Source organism: Rathayibacter sp. CAU 1779 (assembly GCF_054551755.1).
Map to the genome: position 1 here is coordinate 962,933 of NZ_JBTOLK010000001.1, position 13,352 is coordinate 976,284.

A 13,352-nucleotide genomic window follows, 5' to 3' on the forward strand; every position below is an offset into this window, starting at 1 on the left:
CGTCGTCGAACGACTCCGTTCGACGCGTGATGTCGCGGTTCGTCGCACGTGCCGCGCATCCGCGACGGGGCTGTTAGGAACACAGCATGACTTCGTACTTCGACACCGACGACAAGCAGTACACCCGGCTCTACAAGTCCGAGACGCCGGACATCCTGGCCGCGTTCAACGACTTCAACTCGGCGGTGTTCGCGTCGGAGGGGCGGGAGATCCCGCTCAAGTACCGGGAGCTCATCGCCGTCGCCGTCGCGATCACCACCCAGTGCGCGTACTGCATCGACGGGCACAGCGCGGGCGCCGTGCGCGCGGGCGCGACGCGTGCTGAACTTGCCGAGACCGCGTGGGTGGCTGCCGCATTGAAGGCGGGTGGCGCGTTCGCGCACGGCCGTCTCGCGTTGAAGCTCACCGATCCGCAGTTCGACGATGCCGGAGCGGATGCCGAGACGGATGCAGCACCCATCGCCTCGACCGCTCCGGCGGCGCAGCCCGGCGGTGCGCCCCACGTGCACACCGTGGCGCAACCGGCCGGCTGAGCGCCTCGGCGGTCCGGAGCTCAAGGAGCTCGGCTAGCGGACATCCAGGTGCGGCACGTGACCATCGACGAGCAATGAGTGAGAGGGCGAGGCATGAGCATCGAGCAGACGATCGGTACGGCATCCGATCCCGACGTCACCGCCACACCGTCGGGCACCCGCTGGGCGTACGTGGTGCAGAGCGATCCGCTCGCCCGGCCGATGATCGACGACCTCACCAACGAATACGACACCCGCTACGGGTTTCTGGGCGGCGAGCCGGCGTCGGTGGAGCTCGCCCGGTATCCGGATGCCGCGTTCGCACCCCCGTATGGAACCTTCCTGCTGCTGATCGCTGATGGCCAGGAGCACGCAGGCGGCACGGGCGGCACCGACGCTGACGGCGCCACTCGTGCGATCGCGGGCGGTGCCTTCAAACGCCTCGACGACGAGACGGCCGAGTTCAAGCGCATCTGGACGCATCCGGATCACCGCCGCAGGGGCCTCAGCCGCCTGGTGCTCGCGGAGCTGGAGGCCGAGGCCGTTCGCCGCGGATACCGCCGCATCTACCTGACGACCGGACCCCGTCAGCCCGAGGCGCAGCGGCTCTACCTGACCACCGGATACACCCCGCTGTACGACCTGGCGAAGCCGGCCGACGAGGTGGGCCAGCACGCCTTCCGGAAGGATCTGCCGACGCGCGACTGACCGGGAACCAGTAGAGCTCGGTGGTGAGAACAGCAGATGTCGACGAGAACGGCAGACATTCCGCTGTTCTCGCCGCGAAGGTCCGATTCCTGCTGTCTCGAGAACGGGTGACCGCGCTCACGTGAGGATGACGGGCCCGTCGGCCGTGACGGCGATCGTGTGCTCCGTGTGGGCGGCGCGGCTGCCGTCGGCGGAGCGGACGGTCCACCCGTCGGGATCCATCCGGATGCGCGCCGTCGTCTTCGCCCACCACGGTTCCAGCGCGAACACCATGCCCGGCCGGATGCGGTAGCCGCGACCCGCGCGTCCGTCGTTGCAGATGAACGGATCCTCGTGCATCGTGCGCCCGACGCCGTGGCCGCCGAACTCGTGGTTGACCGGGTATCCGTAGTCCGCTGCGACCTGACCGATGGCGGCGGAGACATCGCCGATCCGATTCCCGGGTTGGGATGCCGCGATGCCGGCCGCGAGCGCCTCCTGCGTCGAGCGGATGAGGCGTTGGTCGGCCGGATCCGCTCGTCCGACGATGACGGTGACCGCGGCATCCGCCACCCAACCGTCGAGGGATGCCGCGAAGTCGAGGCTCAGCACATCGCCGTCGCGCAGCGCGTAGTCGTGGGGAAGGCCGTGCTGTGCAGCGTCGTTCACGGACAGGCAGATCACGTTGCGGAACGGACCGTTGCCGAACGACGGCGCGTAGTCCCAGTAGCACGAGATGGCGCCCCGGTCGGCGATGGCCTTGCGTGCGCCCTCCTCGAGCTCCAACAGGTTGACGCCCACAGCGGCCTGCGCGGAAAGGGTGACCAGCGTGTCGTGAACGAAACGGCCTGCGGCACGCAGCTGCTCGATCTCGGCTGGGGTGTGGAGCTCGATCATGGCGGTATAATAATACCGCCCGCTTCTCTTCGGATCGGAGACCCTTCAGATGATGGTTCGCGCACCGCTCACCCCCGAGCAGCTGGCTGCAGGCCGCAGGCTCGGGGAGACGCTTCGGCGTGCGCGCGGGCCGCGATCGCTCAACGACGTGGCAGCGGAAGCCGGAGTCTCACCCGAGACCCTGCGCAAGATCGAGACTGGTCGGCTGCCCAGCCCGGCGTTCGGCGTCGTCGCGGTGCTGGCATCCGCTCTCGGGCTCTCGCTCGACGAGCTCGCCGCGGAGTGGGCGGGTCCGACGGGTGTGGCGCGGAGCGCGTAGCGACGCGTCAGTGTGCGGCGTCGTCGAGCACGCTGTCGATCCACGCGTGCCGGTCGAGCCGCGCGACCTGCTCGCGAGCGAACCACGCGGTCTCGATCAGTTCCGCACCCTCCAACGTGAACCCGGCGCTCGGGATCCCGCACTCGAACGCAACCGTGACGTAGGCGACGTGATCGCCGTTCGGAAGGGTCGTCTCGAGGAGCGGTCCGCCGTATGCGCCGACGATCCCGACGATGGTCGGGACAACGCCGAGTTCCTCGCCGACCTCACGGATGACGGATTGCTGCGGCGTCTCGCCCGGCTCGACACCGCCGCCGATGAGGCTCCAGCGCGCGGGTCATGCGCCAACGGCTCCGCTCGCGGTGCTGGCATCCGCTCTCCGGCTCTCGCTCGACGAGCTCGCAGCCGAATGAGCGGGGCCGACGGGCGCCGCGTAGAGCGCGTAGCGGGACGTGATGATATCATCTTCGTGATATCGGAGGTGGTCACGGTGGAGCAGATCCTGATCCGCAATCTTCCCGCAGGAACCAAGGCGGCGCTTCGAGCACGTGCCGAGCGGCGTCACCGGTCCGTCGAAGCGGAGGCACGCGATCTTTTGACCGAAGCGCTCCAGGAAGACCCTGTGACGATCGTCGATCTGTTGAGCACCGACGAAGGTGGCGACTTCGAATTCGAGCCTGAGCGTCTGGGCCTGACCGCACGCGCTGCGGAACTGTGAGGTATCTCTTGGACACCAATGTGGTGTCTGCGCTGCGCGTACGAGGGCGCAACCCACAGGTCGAGACGTGGGCCGCTTCAGTGCCGCTGTTCGACCAGTTCATCTCGGCCACGACCGTCGCTGAGATCGAGCGCGGGATCATCGCTAAGGAACGAGACGATTCCCGTCAGGGAGCGATTCTGCGTGGCTGGTTCGATGATCACGTCTTGCCCGCCTTCGAGGGCCGCGTGATGCCATTCGACCTCCAAGCCGCGCGGATACTCGCGGCATACCGCATCCCTGAACACGCTCAATTCGACGACGCTCTGATCGCCGCCGTCGCTCAGTCCGCGCAGCTGACCGTCGTCACGCGGAACACGAGGCACTTCGCGCCCCTGGGCGTGGATTACCTCGATCCATGGGATCAGCAGTCAGCACAGGCACGCTAAGCAGCCAGCACTGCCGGGGCTTCTCGGCAAGGATTCCCCCAGACGACTCGCAATGGACGAGAGCGCGTTCCGACGCGGATCTCGACGGCGCCGTCGATGCCGCGGATCTGCTACGGTCGGGCTCCACTCGCCGTGAAGGGAAGGGCCGTCGTGGTTCGAATCGCACACCTCAGTGACACCCACATCGATGGAAGCCGCGACCACACGCACAGGCTCGAGCGGGTGGTCGCCGAAGTGATCGCGCTCGGGGACATCGACTTGGTGCTGGTCACCGGGGACATCGCCGATCACGGCTCACCGGCCGAGTACGACCAGTTCTTCGGTGTCTGCGCGGACCTGCCGCTGGCCGTGGTGCCCGGCAATCACGACGCCAGAGCAGCGCTGACCACACACGTTCGAGCAGACGCCGACGGATTCCTGAACACGGTCGTCGACCTCGACGGGCTGACCGTGATCGGGCTGGACAGCCTGATCCCGGGTGAGGTCGCAGGGGAACTGTCCGAGAGCACGATCGCATTCGCCCGCCGTGCGCTCGATGCCGCCTCAGGGCTGGCCGTCATCGCCCTCCACCACCCACCGGTCCCGATCGGGGAGCGTTTCATGGACGAGAACGGCCTCCGGAACCCGGAAGCCCTCGCCGACCTCGTCGGCAACGACGAGAAGGTCGTCGGAGTCCTGACCGGACACGTGCACGCCGCACTCGCCACGACCTTCGCGGGCCGGCCGCTGCTCGGCGCACCAGGAGTGTCCACGACTCTTCGCCCCGGCAGGACGCCGGATCCGTTCGACGACACCGCGACGCCCGGGCTGGCGATCCACACCATCCGGTCGGACGGCACCATCAGCACCGTTTTCGACTTCCTCAGCCCGGAGCCGCAGTCCGAACCGGCCTGACGGCCCGCGTGGGCTGACCGCCGAGGACACAGTCAGGAGCTGTGTCGCGGCGCGCCGCTGGTGCGGACACGTCAGACCGCGATGGTGACCACTGACGCCACGAGAAGCACCCCGAGCGTGATCAGCGGCGGGATGTGCCAGTGGACTTCGACCTTCTGCGCCGCCGCCGTGGCCTGCGCCGCCTGACGCTGGGCCAGCTGCCATCCGCGACGGACTGCCGCCGATGCGGCATCGGATCGGGACCGCTCCGCCTGGTCCGGATCGACCAGGGCGGACATCGCGAACGTGCCATCATCCGGCAGCGAAAGATGAAGCAGGATCTGCTCGTTCGCCTCCAGCGCGGGAAACTTCGACGCCTGCATGGCACCGGGTGCGGCCCACGCACGGAACCGACGCTGCGCGGTCCGCACCTGAAGCGAATAGCTGGGCTGCACATCCGTGATGGCAGTCCACGGGATCCGGATGTCGCGAGCCGGGTTCTTCAAGACGACAGCGTCCCGCTCCACGACGACCGCCGGGGTCACGAACAGCATCCATGCCGCGAGAGCGATGAATCCGACGACGGGTATCGCGCGGAGCGCCGCCGACCAGTCGTGGATCATGAGCTGCGCCACGAGGTTCAGTGCACACAGGACCCAGGCGGCGATCGCGATCCAGATCGCCGACCGCGGACGCAGCACCGCCCGATTCTTCTCCGCAGTCGCTGCCACGTCCTCAGTGAACCGCATTGCTGTTCGGTGAGCCAGCACCCGAGCCGCGGGCCACCGCCCGCGCGGACAGATTCGCTCGGAGGTAGATTCGGGCCGGTGAGCAGAGTCGTGATGATGTGCGGTCCCGCAGGATCCGGCAAATCCACCGTCGCGCGGCAGCTCGAGGCCGACGGCATGACCCGTCTCTCGTTCGACCAGGAGGCGTGGCGGCGCGGGATACGAGTCATGCCGCTTCCCGCCGATGTCCATGCGGAGATCGAGCGCGAGCTGCGAGATCGCCTGCTGGTGCTCGCAGCCGCCGGTGTCGACGTCGTGCTGGACTTCTCGTTCTGGTCGAGGCGGGCCCGCGACGACTACCGCGAACTGCTGCGCCCGACCGGCATCGTGCCGGAGACGATCTACCTCGCGACCCCGCGATCCGTCGCGCTTCAGCGGGTGCGCGAGCGCAACCACGACCATCCGGACGACTACGCGCTCTCACCGTCCCTCGCGGCCGAGTACTACGACCACTTCGAACCGCCGACCGCGGACGAGGGTCCGCTGGTCGTCCTCGGCGCGGAGGGTCGCTAGCCGAGTGCTCGGCGCAGTGCCGCTCCGGCGACCGCCGCGCCGCAGATGTGGGTTCCGGGTCGACGTGCCGTCGCGGTCGTGTCGTCGCGCCCACAACCCCCGCGGCCCCAACCGACGGCCGCCCGAGAGCGGCCTACCCGAGCGTCTCCGCAGCGTTCGATGCCTCGTCGACGTCACCACCGGCATCCGCTCCGCTGCGCCGCGTCAGTGGCTCGCGCAGGCCGAGGTTCTCGCGCAGCGTGTCGCCGGGGTACTCGGTCCAGTAGATGCCGCGCTCCTGCAGTTCGGGCACGAGCTTGTTCACGATGTCGTCCAGGCCGCCGGGGACGAGCCACGGCGTGATGTTGAATCCGTCGACGACGCCGGCGTCCGCGAAGCGTTCGAGCTCGTCGGCGATCTGCGAGGCGGTGCCGGCGAATCCGCGGCGGGTGCTGACGTTGATCACCAGCTCGCGGATGCTCCACCCGTGCTCCCGAGACAGCTCGCGCCAGGCGTGCGCCGTCTCGAGAGCCTTCGTGGCGCGGAATCCCGTGCCGCGGGTCTCGCCCGTGATGCTCTGGACCGGATCGAACGACGGCAGCGGGCCGTCTGGATCCGCGTCGGCAAGCTCGGTGCCCCAGAGTTGCTCGACGAACGCGATGGCGGTCTGCGGTGTGATCTGGTGCTCGCGCACCCAGCGCACCTTCTCCTCCCTCTCGGATGCGTCGTCGACGACGATGAACTCCTGTCCGGGGAAGATCTTGAGGTCGTCGGCCGGGCGCCCGGCGGCCAGTGTGCGGGACCGGATGTCCGCGGCGAACTCCGTCGCGGGCTCCAGGGTGGCGTGCGCCGAGAAGATCACCTCGGCGTTGCGCGCGGCGAAGTCGCGGCCCTCTGCGGAGTCCCCCGCCTGGAACAGCACGGGGTGGCCCTGCGCGCTGCGCGGCAGCACACCGCGGCCCTCGACGGAGTAGTACGCCGTGTCGTAGCGGAACGGATCCGGGAGCGATCCGGGCGCGCTGCCTGCGGTGCTGTCGGGCACGGCATCCCACACCCGCCTTGCGATGGCGATCACGTCGGCGGCGTGCGTGTAGCGGTCGGCGTGGTCGAGGTATCCGCCGCGACGGAAGTTCTCGCCCGTCCACGCGTTGTCCGTCGTCACGACGTTCCACGCTGCACGCCCACCAGAGAGCAGGTCGAGGCTCTGCAGGCGATGAGCGAGGTCGATCGGGTCGTTGTAGGTGGTGTTCTGCGTGGCCACCAGGCCGATGCGCTCAGTGACGGATGCCAGTGCCGCGAGTTGCGTGATGGCATCCGGCCGTCCGGCGATGTCCAGGTCGTGCAGTCGGCCGAGGTGTTCGCGCAGCCGCAGGCCCTCGCCGAGGAAGAACGCCGTGAACAGGCCGCGCTCGGCCGTCTGCGCGACGCGACGGAAGCTCTCGAAGTCGGTCTGGGATCCGCTCTCGGGGGCATCCCATACGGTCGACGAGTTCACGCCCTGGAAGAAGACGCCGAACTGGACGCGGCGGCGTGCGGATGCGCTCATCGGGCGGCCTCCAGGCTCGGGGTGGAAAAGCTCGGGGTGGACGGATTCGGTGCGGACAGGCTCGGGGCGGCCACGTTCGGGGCGAAGCGGTTCGCTGGCCGGTCCAGCCCGAGTGAGGTGCGCAGCGTGTCGCCAGCGCGCGGGGAGCGGAACAGTCCGCGGGCACGAAGCTCCGGCAACACGGCGCGGCCGAGCTCGTCGAGATCCTGGTCGAGGCGTGCGGGGAAGAGACGCACGCCGTCCGCCACCCCGGCGAGGGCGGAGAGGAGGTGGACGAGAACGGGAGCGGCGTCGGCGACGAGGGCACGGACATCCGCTCGAAAGTCGCCGCGTTCCTCGCCGAGGCGATCGGGCGCGGACAGCTGATCGAGCGCGGCCGGCCGATCGAGAGCGAAGAGCCCCGCCGAGTCGAGCGCGAAGCCGAGCTGCAGCACGATCAGGGTTCCCGGCGCGAGCATGGTGCGTGCGGCGTCGGCAGCCTCCGTCGCCCGGGCGACCAGTTCCGGAAGGTCCGCGGCGTCGGCGACACGTGAGACCGTGCGCCCGTCGGCGTGCGCTGTCGACCGGTCCCGGCCTGGAAGCGTCACGTCGATGAGCACGGCGTCGACCTCGGCCGACGAGTTCCGTGCGCCGAAGACGACCGGCTGCCCCTGCGGCGGACGCGGGATGATCGACGGTCCCTTCACCGAGAATCGCTCACCCGCGAAGTCGGCGTAGTGCACCTTCGTGCGGTCGAGGTACCGGCCGGTCGCGGCGTCGCGGATGACGGCGTCGTCCTCCCACGTGTCCCACAGGCGGCGGATCGCCTCCACCACGTCGGCGAGCTCGGCGTCTGCGACCGATGGGGGCAGCGGATCCCTGCCGTGTCGGGCCGCGATGGACGGATCCGGGTCGGCACGAACGATCCATCCGGCCCGGCCCAGCGACGCCGTGTCCAGCGTGGCGAGCTGGGTCGCCAGGTGGAACGGCTCGTTGTACAGCGCGTGCACAACAGGGATCAGGCCGATCGAGCCGGTGAGCGGAGCGACGGATGCGGCGCGCAGGGTCGCGTCCAGCCGTCCGTACTGAACACCCGAGCGGTACCGGGCGCCGGCACCGGGAACGGTCGGGTTGTCCTCGAAGCTCACCGCGGTGACGCCCGCGCGCTCGGCGGCGACCGCGGCCCGCGCGATGGCGGATGCCGGGGCATCCGTCTGCAGGTCGTCGTCGAGCTCGACGATCACGGCGAAGGTTCGGCTCATGCTGCGCTCCTGTCGGTGCTGTCGGACGCGGTGCCGTCGGACGCGTTGGTATCGGACGCGTTGGTGCCCGACGTCGTGACTCGCGAGGCGTTGATGCCCCACGCGTCAGCGAGCAGACGGTACGAGTTCACGCGGTCGACGTGGTCGTGCGTGATGGTGGTGACGAGCAGCTCCTGCGCGCCGGTCACGCGCTGCAACGTCTCGAGGCGCTCGACGACCGTGGCAGGCGATCCCACGAACTGGGTGTCGAGGCGGTCGCGCACGGCATCGCGGTCCTCGTCGGACCAGGTGACGGCATCCGCTTCCTCCGGGGTGGGGAACGGGATGGCACCCCGACCGGACCGGATGCTGAGCACCCACGGCGCGTAGCCCGCGGCGAGCCGTCGCGCACGTTCGTCGGTCTCGGCGACGACCACGTCGACCGAGACGATCACGTGCGGCTGTGCGAGCCGCTCGCTCGCACGGAACGCCGAGCGGTACTCCTCGATGGCCTCCAGCACGAACGACGGCGCGACGTGGTAGTTCGCGCCGAAGCGGAGTCCTCGTTCGCCGGCGAGCCGCGCACTCGGTCCCGCCGTGCTGCCGTGCACCCACAACTCGACGCCGCCGTGGTCGTGCGCGGGCGTCGCGAACACAGGGCCGCCGTCCCGGTCGACGTAGTCGCCGCGCAGGAACGCGAGGATGGCATCCACCGTCTCGACGAAGTCGCTGCCCTCGTCGCGCGCGAGCAGCCGGGCGATGGTGGCGAACCTTTCGGTCTCGAGGCGCGGAACGCGCGGTGCAGGGATGACGAGTCCGTCGACGACACGGTCGGCGGGTGTGGCAGTTCGGACGTCGGCTGCCGGACTCTCGGCGCCTGGCGCAGCGGGCGGCACGCGCGGAACCGTTGCAGCTCGGCCCACCCCGAGGTCGAACCGCCCGCCGCTGTACGCGCCGAGCACACCGGCAGCCTCAGCCACCTGGATCGGGCTGTAGTTGCCGAGCAGCGTCGCCGCCGTGCCCACCCGGATACTGTCGGTCGCCGCTGCGACGAGCGCGGCGAGCACGTGCGGCGCCGACCCGGAGATACCGGGGTTCGCGTGGTGCTCGGCGAGCCAGTACCGCGCGTATCCGAACCGCTCCGTCTGCTTCGCCAGATCGATCGTGTTGCGGATGCCGTCTGCCGGCTTCGATCCGCTCGGGAACGGCGACAGGTCGAGCACCGACAGCGGCGCGTGGGCCGGCGCATCCAGCCGGCGGCCTTCTCGTGTCGTCTGCTGCGTCACTGGTCCCTCCCTGCGGCCGGCCCTCGTCTCGGATCCGGCACCGCCCAGGGTGCGTCACACGGCGCGCGTCCCGCCCGTCCTGTTACGGATCCGATCGCTCGGTTACCTGCGTGGTCACCGTGTTACCTCGTCGGTCAGCCCGTGACGGGAAGCGGCAGCAGACGTGGCGATGCCGCCTGAGGCGTGCGTGTAATGGCCAACGCCGACGACAGCACCGCACCAGTAGCCGCACAGCGGATCCGACCGGATCCCCGGCACAACCCAGCACAAGGAGTCCCGCCATGAGCGACGAGCCCATCGACAGCACTCCGGGTCGCGACCTGCCCGACCCGGCCGACACCCCGCACACCTCCAGCAGCGCGGACGTCTCCGGCGCCTCGAACCCGCCAGCTGCGAGCACGGCGGATGTCGGTGCGTTCGGCGCAGGGGCGGGCGCGGCATCCGGAGACACGGCTGCGGCATCCGCGGCCCAGAACGGCACTCAGGTGCTGCCGAGCGGCGCGCAGCTGGCCGACCCCACCACCGACGCGGATACCTCCAAAGGCGTGTCCCGCCGCGGTCTTCTCACCGGCGTCGGGATCGGTGCGGCAGTCGTCGTGGCCGGTGGCCTCGGCGGCTGGTGGTTCCTGAAGAGCCAGAACGCAGCCAACGCCACGGCCAATGGCCTCGCGGTCGCCAACTCGTGGGCGAACAAGACGCTCACCCTCACCACCCCGAGCGGCGTGTGCGACGCACCGCTCGTGATCGCGTACGAGAAGGGCTTCTTCGAGAAAGCCGGCCTGGATGTCGTGCTCAAGAAGGCGGGCACCGACGAGGACCTGACGGCCGCCGTCGGCTCCGGCAAGTACGTGGCGTCCAACGGCATCTTCTTCAACTACCTCGGACCCATCTACAACGGAACTCCGGTGAAGCTGTCCGGCGGACTGCACCACGGATGCCTCGACCTCTACACCCGCAACGACGGCTCGGTGCCCAGCGTGGCCTCGCTCAAGGGCAAGAAGATCGGCGTGAGCAGCCTGCAGGGATCCGCCACCAACTTCTTCTCGCTCGACCTCCTCGACGCGGGGATCAACTCCAGCCCGGACGCGAAGCAGGTGGAGTGGGTCGTGATCGAGCAGGATCTGCTGCCGCAGGCACTCAAGGACAAGAAGGTCGACGCCATCGCGACGGCAGGTGGCTACTTGCCGATCATCCAAGGAGTGCAGGACGGCTGGGCGAAGGAGATCTCGAACAACCGCACCCTCAGCGACAACGCGCAGTACCCGTGCTGCGCCGTCGTGCTCAACAACGACTTCGTCAGCCAGGACCCGGTGACCGCCGCCAAGCTCGTCACCGCCTGGGCCGAGGGCTCCCGCTGGGCCGGTGCCCACCTGGAGGAGACGGCCAAGATCGAGTCCGAGAAGAGCTATGTAGCCGGCACTCCTGACGAGATCCTGCCCGTGCTCAAGACGCTCACCTTCGACCCGTCGCCGGAGAACCTCAAGAAGTCGCTGACCCCTGGCATCAAGAAGTTCATCAAGACCGGGTTCCTGCCCTCGAACACGAACGCGTCGGCGCTTGCCGACAAGGCGTTCGTCGACCTCGGTCTCAGCTTCTAGACGGTCCGATCCAGGGAGAGGATGCCATGACCACCACACTGTCGCCATCAGCGCCTGCGTCCTCCGCGCGCACCCAGACGCGTGGTCCCGATGCCGCCGCTGCAGGGAGTGAGCGCATCCACGCGGCGCTCGAGCGGATCGCCCATCCGGCCACGGTGAGCGTGCCGGTGATCGGTGCTGGCATCCTCTCCTGGATCGCCTTCTCGCTGGTCACCTGGCTCGTGCCCGACAACGGCGCGCTGCCGCTGCGCGATGCGCAGTCCATCCAGTCGACGACGCCGTTCACTGTCGTGGTCGGTTTCGCCGTGGCCGTCATCTGGGCGGTGATCTGGGCGCTCACCGCGACGAAGGGTCGCGTGGGTGCCTGGGCGACGCGCACCGCGGCGCACGGTGAGGCGTGGCTCCTCGGCGCCGGACTGTGGGCGCTGTTCTGGGAGTTCTCCACCGCCAAGGCGGAACTGCTCGAGCCGCCGTACTTCGTGGCGCCACAGGAGATCTTCGACCGGCTCTGGGCGAGCCGTGGCATCCTCACCGAGAGCCTCGCCAACTCGATGCTGCTGCTCGCCGTCGGATTCGCGGTCGGCCTGGTCGCCGGGCTCCTCACGGGCGTGATCATCGGCTGGTCGAAGCGGGCGAACTACTGGGTGCATCCGATCCTCATCTTCATCGGTCCGGTGCCGGCGCTCGCGTGGGTGCCGATCGCGTTCGTGCTCTTCCCGACCGCGTACACGGGTGCGGTGTTCATGATCGCGCTGACGGTGTGGTTCCCGATCACGATCCTGACGCGGGCCGGCATCCTCAGCGTGCCTCGGTCGTACTTCGACGTGGCACAGACGCTCGGCGCGAAGACCTGGTACCTCGTGCTCCGGGTGAGCCTGCCGGCCGCGCTGCCGAGTATTTTCACCGGTGCGTTCATGGCGCTCGGCGCCTCGTTCGTGAGCCTCACAATCGCCGAGAACTTCGGCGTGAACGCCGGCCTCGGCTGGTACATCAACTGGAAGAAGGGCTGGGGCGACTTTCCGGGCGTCTACGCGGGCATCGTCGTGCTCGTGGTCGTCTGCGGCGTGTTGCTGACCCTGCTGTTCCGGCTGCGCAACTACGTGCTGCGCTGGGAGAAGGAGCTGACCAGATGGTAGAGACGACGCACGCCGTGCCGTCGGTCGCCGGAAGAGCGGAAACCGGTGCACCGATCGACATCCTCGGGGTGACGCAGGCGTTCCGCAGCGGCGGCAAGGATCTCCCGGTGCTCGACGACGTGTCGATCTCCGCGCGACCTGGCGAGTTCATCGCCCTGATCGGGCCGAGCGGCAGCGGCAAGTCCACGCTGCTGCGGCTGCTCGCCGGGCTCGACAAGCCGCTGTTCGGCGGCGTCTTCGTCGGCGGAGCACCGGTGAGCGGGCCGGATCCGAGCCGTGCACTCGTCTTCCAGGATCCGACGCTGCTGCCATGGCGCACGGTTCGTCAGAACGTGGCGGTGGGCCCTCAGGCGCGCGGAATCCTGAAGGGGTCGCGACAGCGCATCGACGATGCACTCGAGCTCGTCGGACTCACCGAGTTCGCGGATGCCTGGCCCGCCCAGCTCTCCGGCGGCATGGCGCAACGCGCGGCGCTCGCCAGGGCCCTGGTGAACGATCCGTCCGTGCTGCTGCTGGACGAGCCGCTCGGCAAGCTGGATGCCCTCACCCGCCGTGTGCTGCAGGGCGAGCTGCTCTCGCTCTGGCATCGGCGCCGGTTCACCGCCGTGCTCGTCACGCACGACGTGAGCGAGGCACTGATCCTTGCGGATCGGATCGTCGTGTTCTCGCCGCGTCCGGCGCGCGTGCGCGAGGTGGTCGACGTCGAGCTGGATCGTCCGCGCGACCAGTCCTCATCCGGCTTCATCGCGCTGCGCCGACGGATCCTCGACATCCTCGACGCCGATCAGCGCGACGCCGATCAGCGCGACGCCCGTCAGCTCGACGCCGGTCAGCTCGCAGGCCAGGGGTGAC

At 69.2% G+C, this 13,352-nt stretch carries 16 protein-coding genes; 10 read left to right on the forward strand and 6 right to left on the reverse strand.

Annotation, left to right across the window (positions count from 1 at the left end; all coding sequences use genetic code 11):
* Window positions 1–86: 86 nt before the first annotated feature.
* Window positions 87–533: a carboxymuconolactone decarboxylase family protein gene (locus tag ACX9R5_RS04405; RefSeq protein WP_459407778.1), complete on the forward strand. Its 447-nt coding sequence runs from the start codon at window positions 87–89 to the stop codon at window positions 531–533.
* Between the two features lie 93 nt (window positions 534–626).
* Window positions 627–1,220, forward strand: coding sequence for a GNAT family N-acetyltransferase (locus ACX9R5_RS04410; RefSeq protein ID WP_459407779.1), 594 nt, complete (start codon window positions 627–629; stop codon window positions 1,218–1,220).
* Between the two features lie 117 nt (window positions 1,221–1,337).
* Here ACX9R5_RS04410 and map read toward each other — a convergent pair whose 3' ends face one another.
* Complete coding sequence (gene map / locus ACX9R5_RS04415) at window positions 1,338–2,096, reverse strand: type I methionyl aminopeptidase (protein WP_459407780.1); 759 nt, start codon at window positions 2,094–2,096, stop codon at window positions 1,338–1,340.
* Window positions 2,097–2,148: 52 nt separating this feature from the next.
* On the opposite strand from map, the gene ACX9R5_RS04420 reads away from it, so the two are divergent.
* Window positions 2,149–2,415 carry a helix-turn-helix domain-containing protein gene (locus tag ACX9R5_RS04420; protein ID WP_459407781.1) on the forward strand — a complete coding sequence of 89 codons (267 nt, stop codon included), beginning with the start codon at window positions 2,149–2,151 and terminating at the stop codon, window positions 2,413–2,415.
* A 7-nt stretch (window positions 2,416–2,422) separates the two neighbouring features.
* On the opposite strand, the gene ACX9R5_RS04425 is transcribed toward ACX9R5_RS04420, so the two are convergent.
* Window positions 2,423–2,734 (reverse strand): NUDIX domain-containing protein, encoded by a 312-nt coding sequence (locus ACX9R5_RS04425; RefSeq protein WP_459409039.1) that lies wholly within the window; start codon window positions 2,732–2,734, stop codon window positions 2,423–2,425.
* Between the two features lie 90 nt (window positions 2,735–2,824).
* Here ACX9R5_RS04425 and ACX9R5_RS04430 point away from each other — a divergent pair, with 90 nt between their 5' ends.
* The 3 genes from ACX9R5_RS04430 to ACX9R5_RS04440 all read left to right on the forward strand — a co-directional run bounded on the left by ACX9R5_RS04430 (window position 2,825) and on the right by ACX9R5_RS04440 (window position 4,455).
* Window positions 2,825–3,133 (forward strand): FitA-like ribbon-helix-helix domain-containing protein, encoded by a 309-nt coding sequence (locus ACX9R5_RS04430; RefSeq protein ID WP_459407782.1) that lies wholly within the window; start codon window positions 2,825–2,827, stop codon window positions 3,131–3,133.
* A complete protein-coding gene (locus ACX9R5_RS04435; protein ID WP_459407783.1) occupies window positions 3,130–3,561 on the forward strand; it encodes a PIN domain-containing protein in 432 nt (143 codons plus the stop codon). The genes ACX9R5_RS04430 and ACX9R5_RS04435 overlap by 4 nt, the downstream gene beginning before the upstream one ends.
* A gap of 150 nt (window positions 3,562–3,711) precedes the next feature.
* Window positions 3,712–4,455: a metallophosphoesterase gene (locus ACX9R5_RS04440; RefSeq protein WP_459407784.1), complete on the forward strand. Its 744-nt coding sequence runs from the start codon at window positions 3,712–3,714 to the stop codon at window positions 4,453–4,455.
* Between the two features lie 71 nt (window positions 4,456–4,526).
* On the opposite strand, the gene ACX9R5_RS04445 is transcribed toward ACX9R5_RS04440, so the two are convergent.
* Window positions 4,527–5,165 (reverse strand): PH domain-containing protein, encoded by a 639-nt coding sequence (locus ACX9R5_RS04445; protein WP_459407785.1) that lies wholly within the window; start codon window positions 5,163–5,165, stop codon window positions 4,527–4,529.
* A gap of 96 nt (window positions 5,166–5,261) precedes the next feature.
* Between ACX9R5_RS04445 and ACX9R5_RS04450 the strand changes: the two genes are divergently transcribed.
* Window positions 5,262–5,735, forward strand: a complete 474-nt coding sequence (locus ACX9R5_RS04450) for an AAA family ATPase (protein ID WP_459407786.1) — start codon at window positions 5,262–5,264, stop codon at window positions 5,733–5,735.
* 133 nt (window positions 5,736–5,868) lie between these two features.
* Here ACX9R5_RS04450 and ACX9R5_RS04455 read toward each other — a convergent pair whose 3' ends face one another.
* From ACX9R5_RS04455 to ACX9R5_RS04465, 3 genes are read right to left on the reverse strand one after another with little or no spacing between them, the layout of a single operon-like run.
* Window positions 5,869–7,260 (reverse strand): NtaA/DmoA family FMN-dependent monooxygenase, encoded by a 1,392-nt coding sequence (locus ACX9R5_RS04455; RefSeq protein WP_459407787.1) that lies wholly within the window; start codon window positions 7,258–7,260, stop codon window positions 5,869–5,871.
* On the reverse strand, window positions 7,257–8,501 hold the full coding sequence (locus tag ACX9R5_RS04460) for an LLM class flavin-dependent oxidoreductase (RefSeq protein ID WP_459407788.1): 1,245 nt from the start codon (window positions 8,499–8,501) through the stop codon (window positions 7,257–7,259). The genes ACX9R5_RS04455 and ACX9R5_RS04460 overlap by 4 nt, the downstream gene beginning before the upstream one ends.
* Window positions 8,498–9,766 (reverse strand): LLM class flavin-dependent oxidoreductase, encoded by a 1,269-nt coding sequence (locus ACX9R5_RS04465; protein WP_459407789.1) that lies wholly within the window; start codon window positions 9,764–9,766, stop codon window positions 8,498–8,500. The genes ACX9R5_RS04460 and ACX9R5_RS04465 overlap by 4 nt, the downstream gene beginning before the upstream one ends.
* A gap of 281 nt (window positions 9,767–10,047) precedes the next feature.
* Between ACX9R5_RS04465 and ACX9R5_RS04470 the strand changes: the two genes are divergently transcribed.
* The 3 genes from ACX9R5_RS04470 to ACX9R5_RS04480 are packed head-to-tail and all read left to right on the forward strand — an operon-like array spanning window position 10,048 to window position 13,351.
* Entirely contained in the window at window positions 10,048–11,364 is a 1,317-nt protein-coding gene (locus tag ACX9R5_RS04470) for an ABC transporter substrate-binding protein (protein WP_459407790.1), read from the forward strand.
* Window positions 11,365–11,390: 26 nt separating this feature from the next.
* Window positions 11,391–12,500 carry an ABC transporter permease gene (locus ACX9R5_RS04475; protein WP_459407791.1) on the forward strand — a complete coding sequence of 370 codons (1,110 nt, stop codon included), beginning with the start codon at window positions 11,391–11,393 and terminating at the stop codon, window positions 12,498–12,500.
* Window positions 12,494–13,351 carry an ABC transporter ATP-binding protein gene (locus tag ACX9R5_RS04480; protein ID WP_459407792.1) on the forward strand — a complete coding sequence of 286 codons (858 nt, stop codon included), beginning with the start codon at window positions 12,494–12,496 and terminating at the stop codon, window positions 13,349–13,351. The genes ACX9R5_RS04475 and ACX9R5_RS04480 overlap by 7 nt, the downstream gene beginning before the upstream one ends.
* Window position 13,352 lies beyond the last annotated feature (1 nt).

Excerpts from the sequence above, each read along its gene's own strand:
- ACX9R5_RS04405 (WP_459407778.1), top strand. The coding sequence starts at position 87 with ATGACTTCGTACTTCGACACCGACGACAAGCAGTACACCCGGCTCTAC.
- ACX9R5_RS04410 (WP_459407779.1), top strand. The coding sequence starts at position 627 with ATGAGCATCGAGCAGACGATCGGTACGGCATCCGATCCCGACGTCACC.
- map (WP_459407780.1), bottom strand. The coding sequence starts at position 2,096 with ATGATCGAGCTCCACACCCCAGCCGAGATCGAGCAGCTGCGTGCCGCA.
- ACX9R5_RS04420 (WP_459407781.1), top strand. The coding sequence starts at position 2,149 with ATGGTTCGCGCACCGCTCACCCCCGAGCAGCTGGCTGCAGGCCGCAGG.
- ACX9R5_RS04430 (WP_459407782.1), top strand. The coding sequence starts at position 2,825 with ATGAGCGGGGCCGACGGGCGCCGCGTAGAGCGCGTAGCGGGACGTGAT.
- ACX9R5_RS04455 (WP_459407787.1), bottom strand. The coding sequence starts at position 7,260 with ATGAGCGCATCCGCACGCCGCCGCGTCCAGTTCGGCGTCTTCTTCCAG.
- ACX9R5_RS04460 (WP_459407788.1), bottom strand. The coding sequence starts at position 8,501 with ATGAGCCGAACCTTCGCCGTGATCGTCGAGCTCGACGACGACCTGCAG.
- ACX9R5_RS04470 (WP_459407790.1), top strand. The coding sequence starts at position 10,048 with ATGAGCGACGAGCCCATCGACAGCACTCCGGGTCGCGACCTGCCCGAC.
- ACX9R5_RS04475 (WP_459407791.1), top strand. The coding sequence starts at position 11,391 with ATGACCACCACACTGTCGCCATCAGCGCCTGCGTCCTCCGCGCGCACC.
- ACX9R5_RS04480 (WP_459407792.1), top strand. The coding sequence starts at position 12,494 with ATGGTAGAGACGACGCACGCCGTGCCGTCGGTCGCCGGAAGAGCGGAA.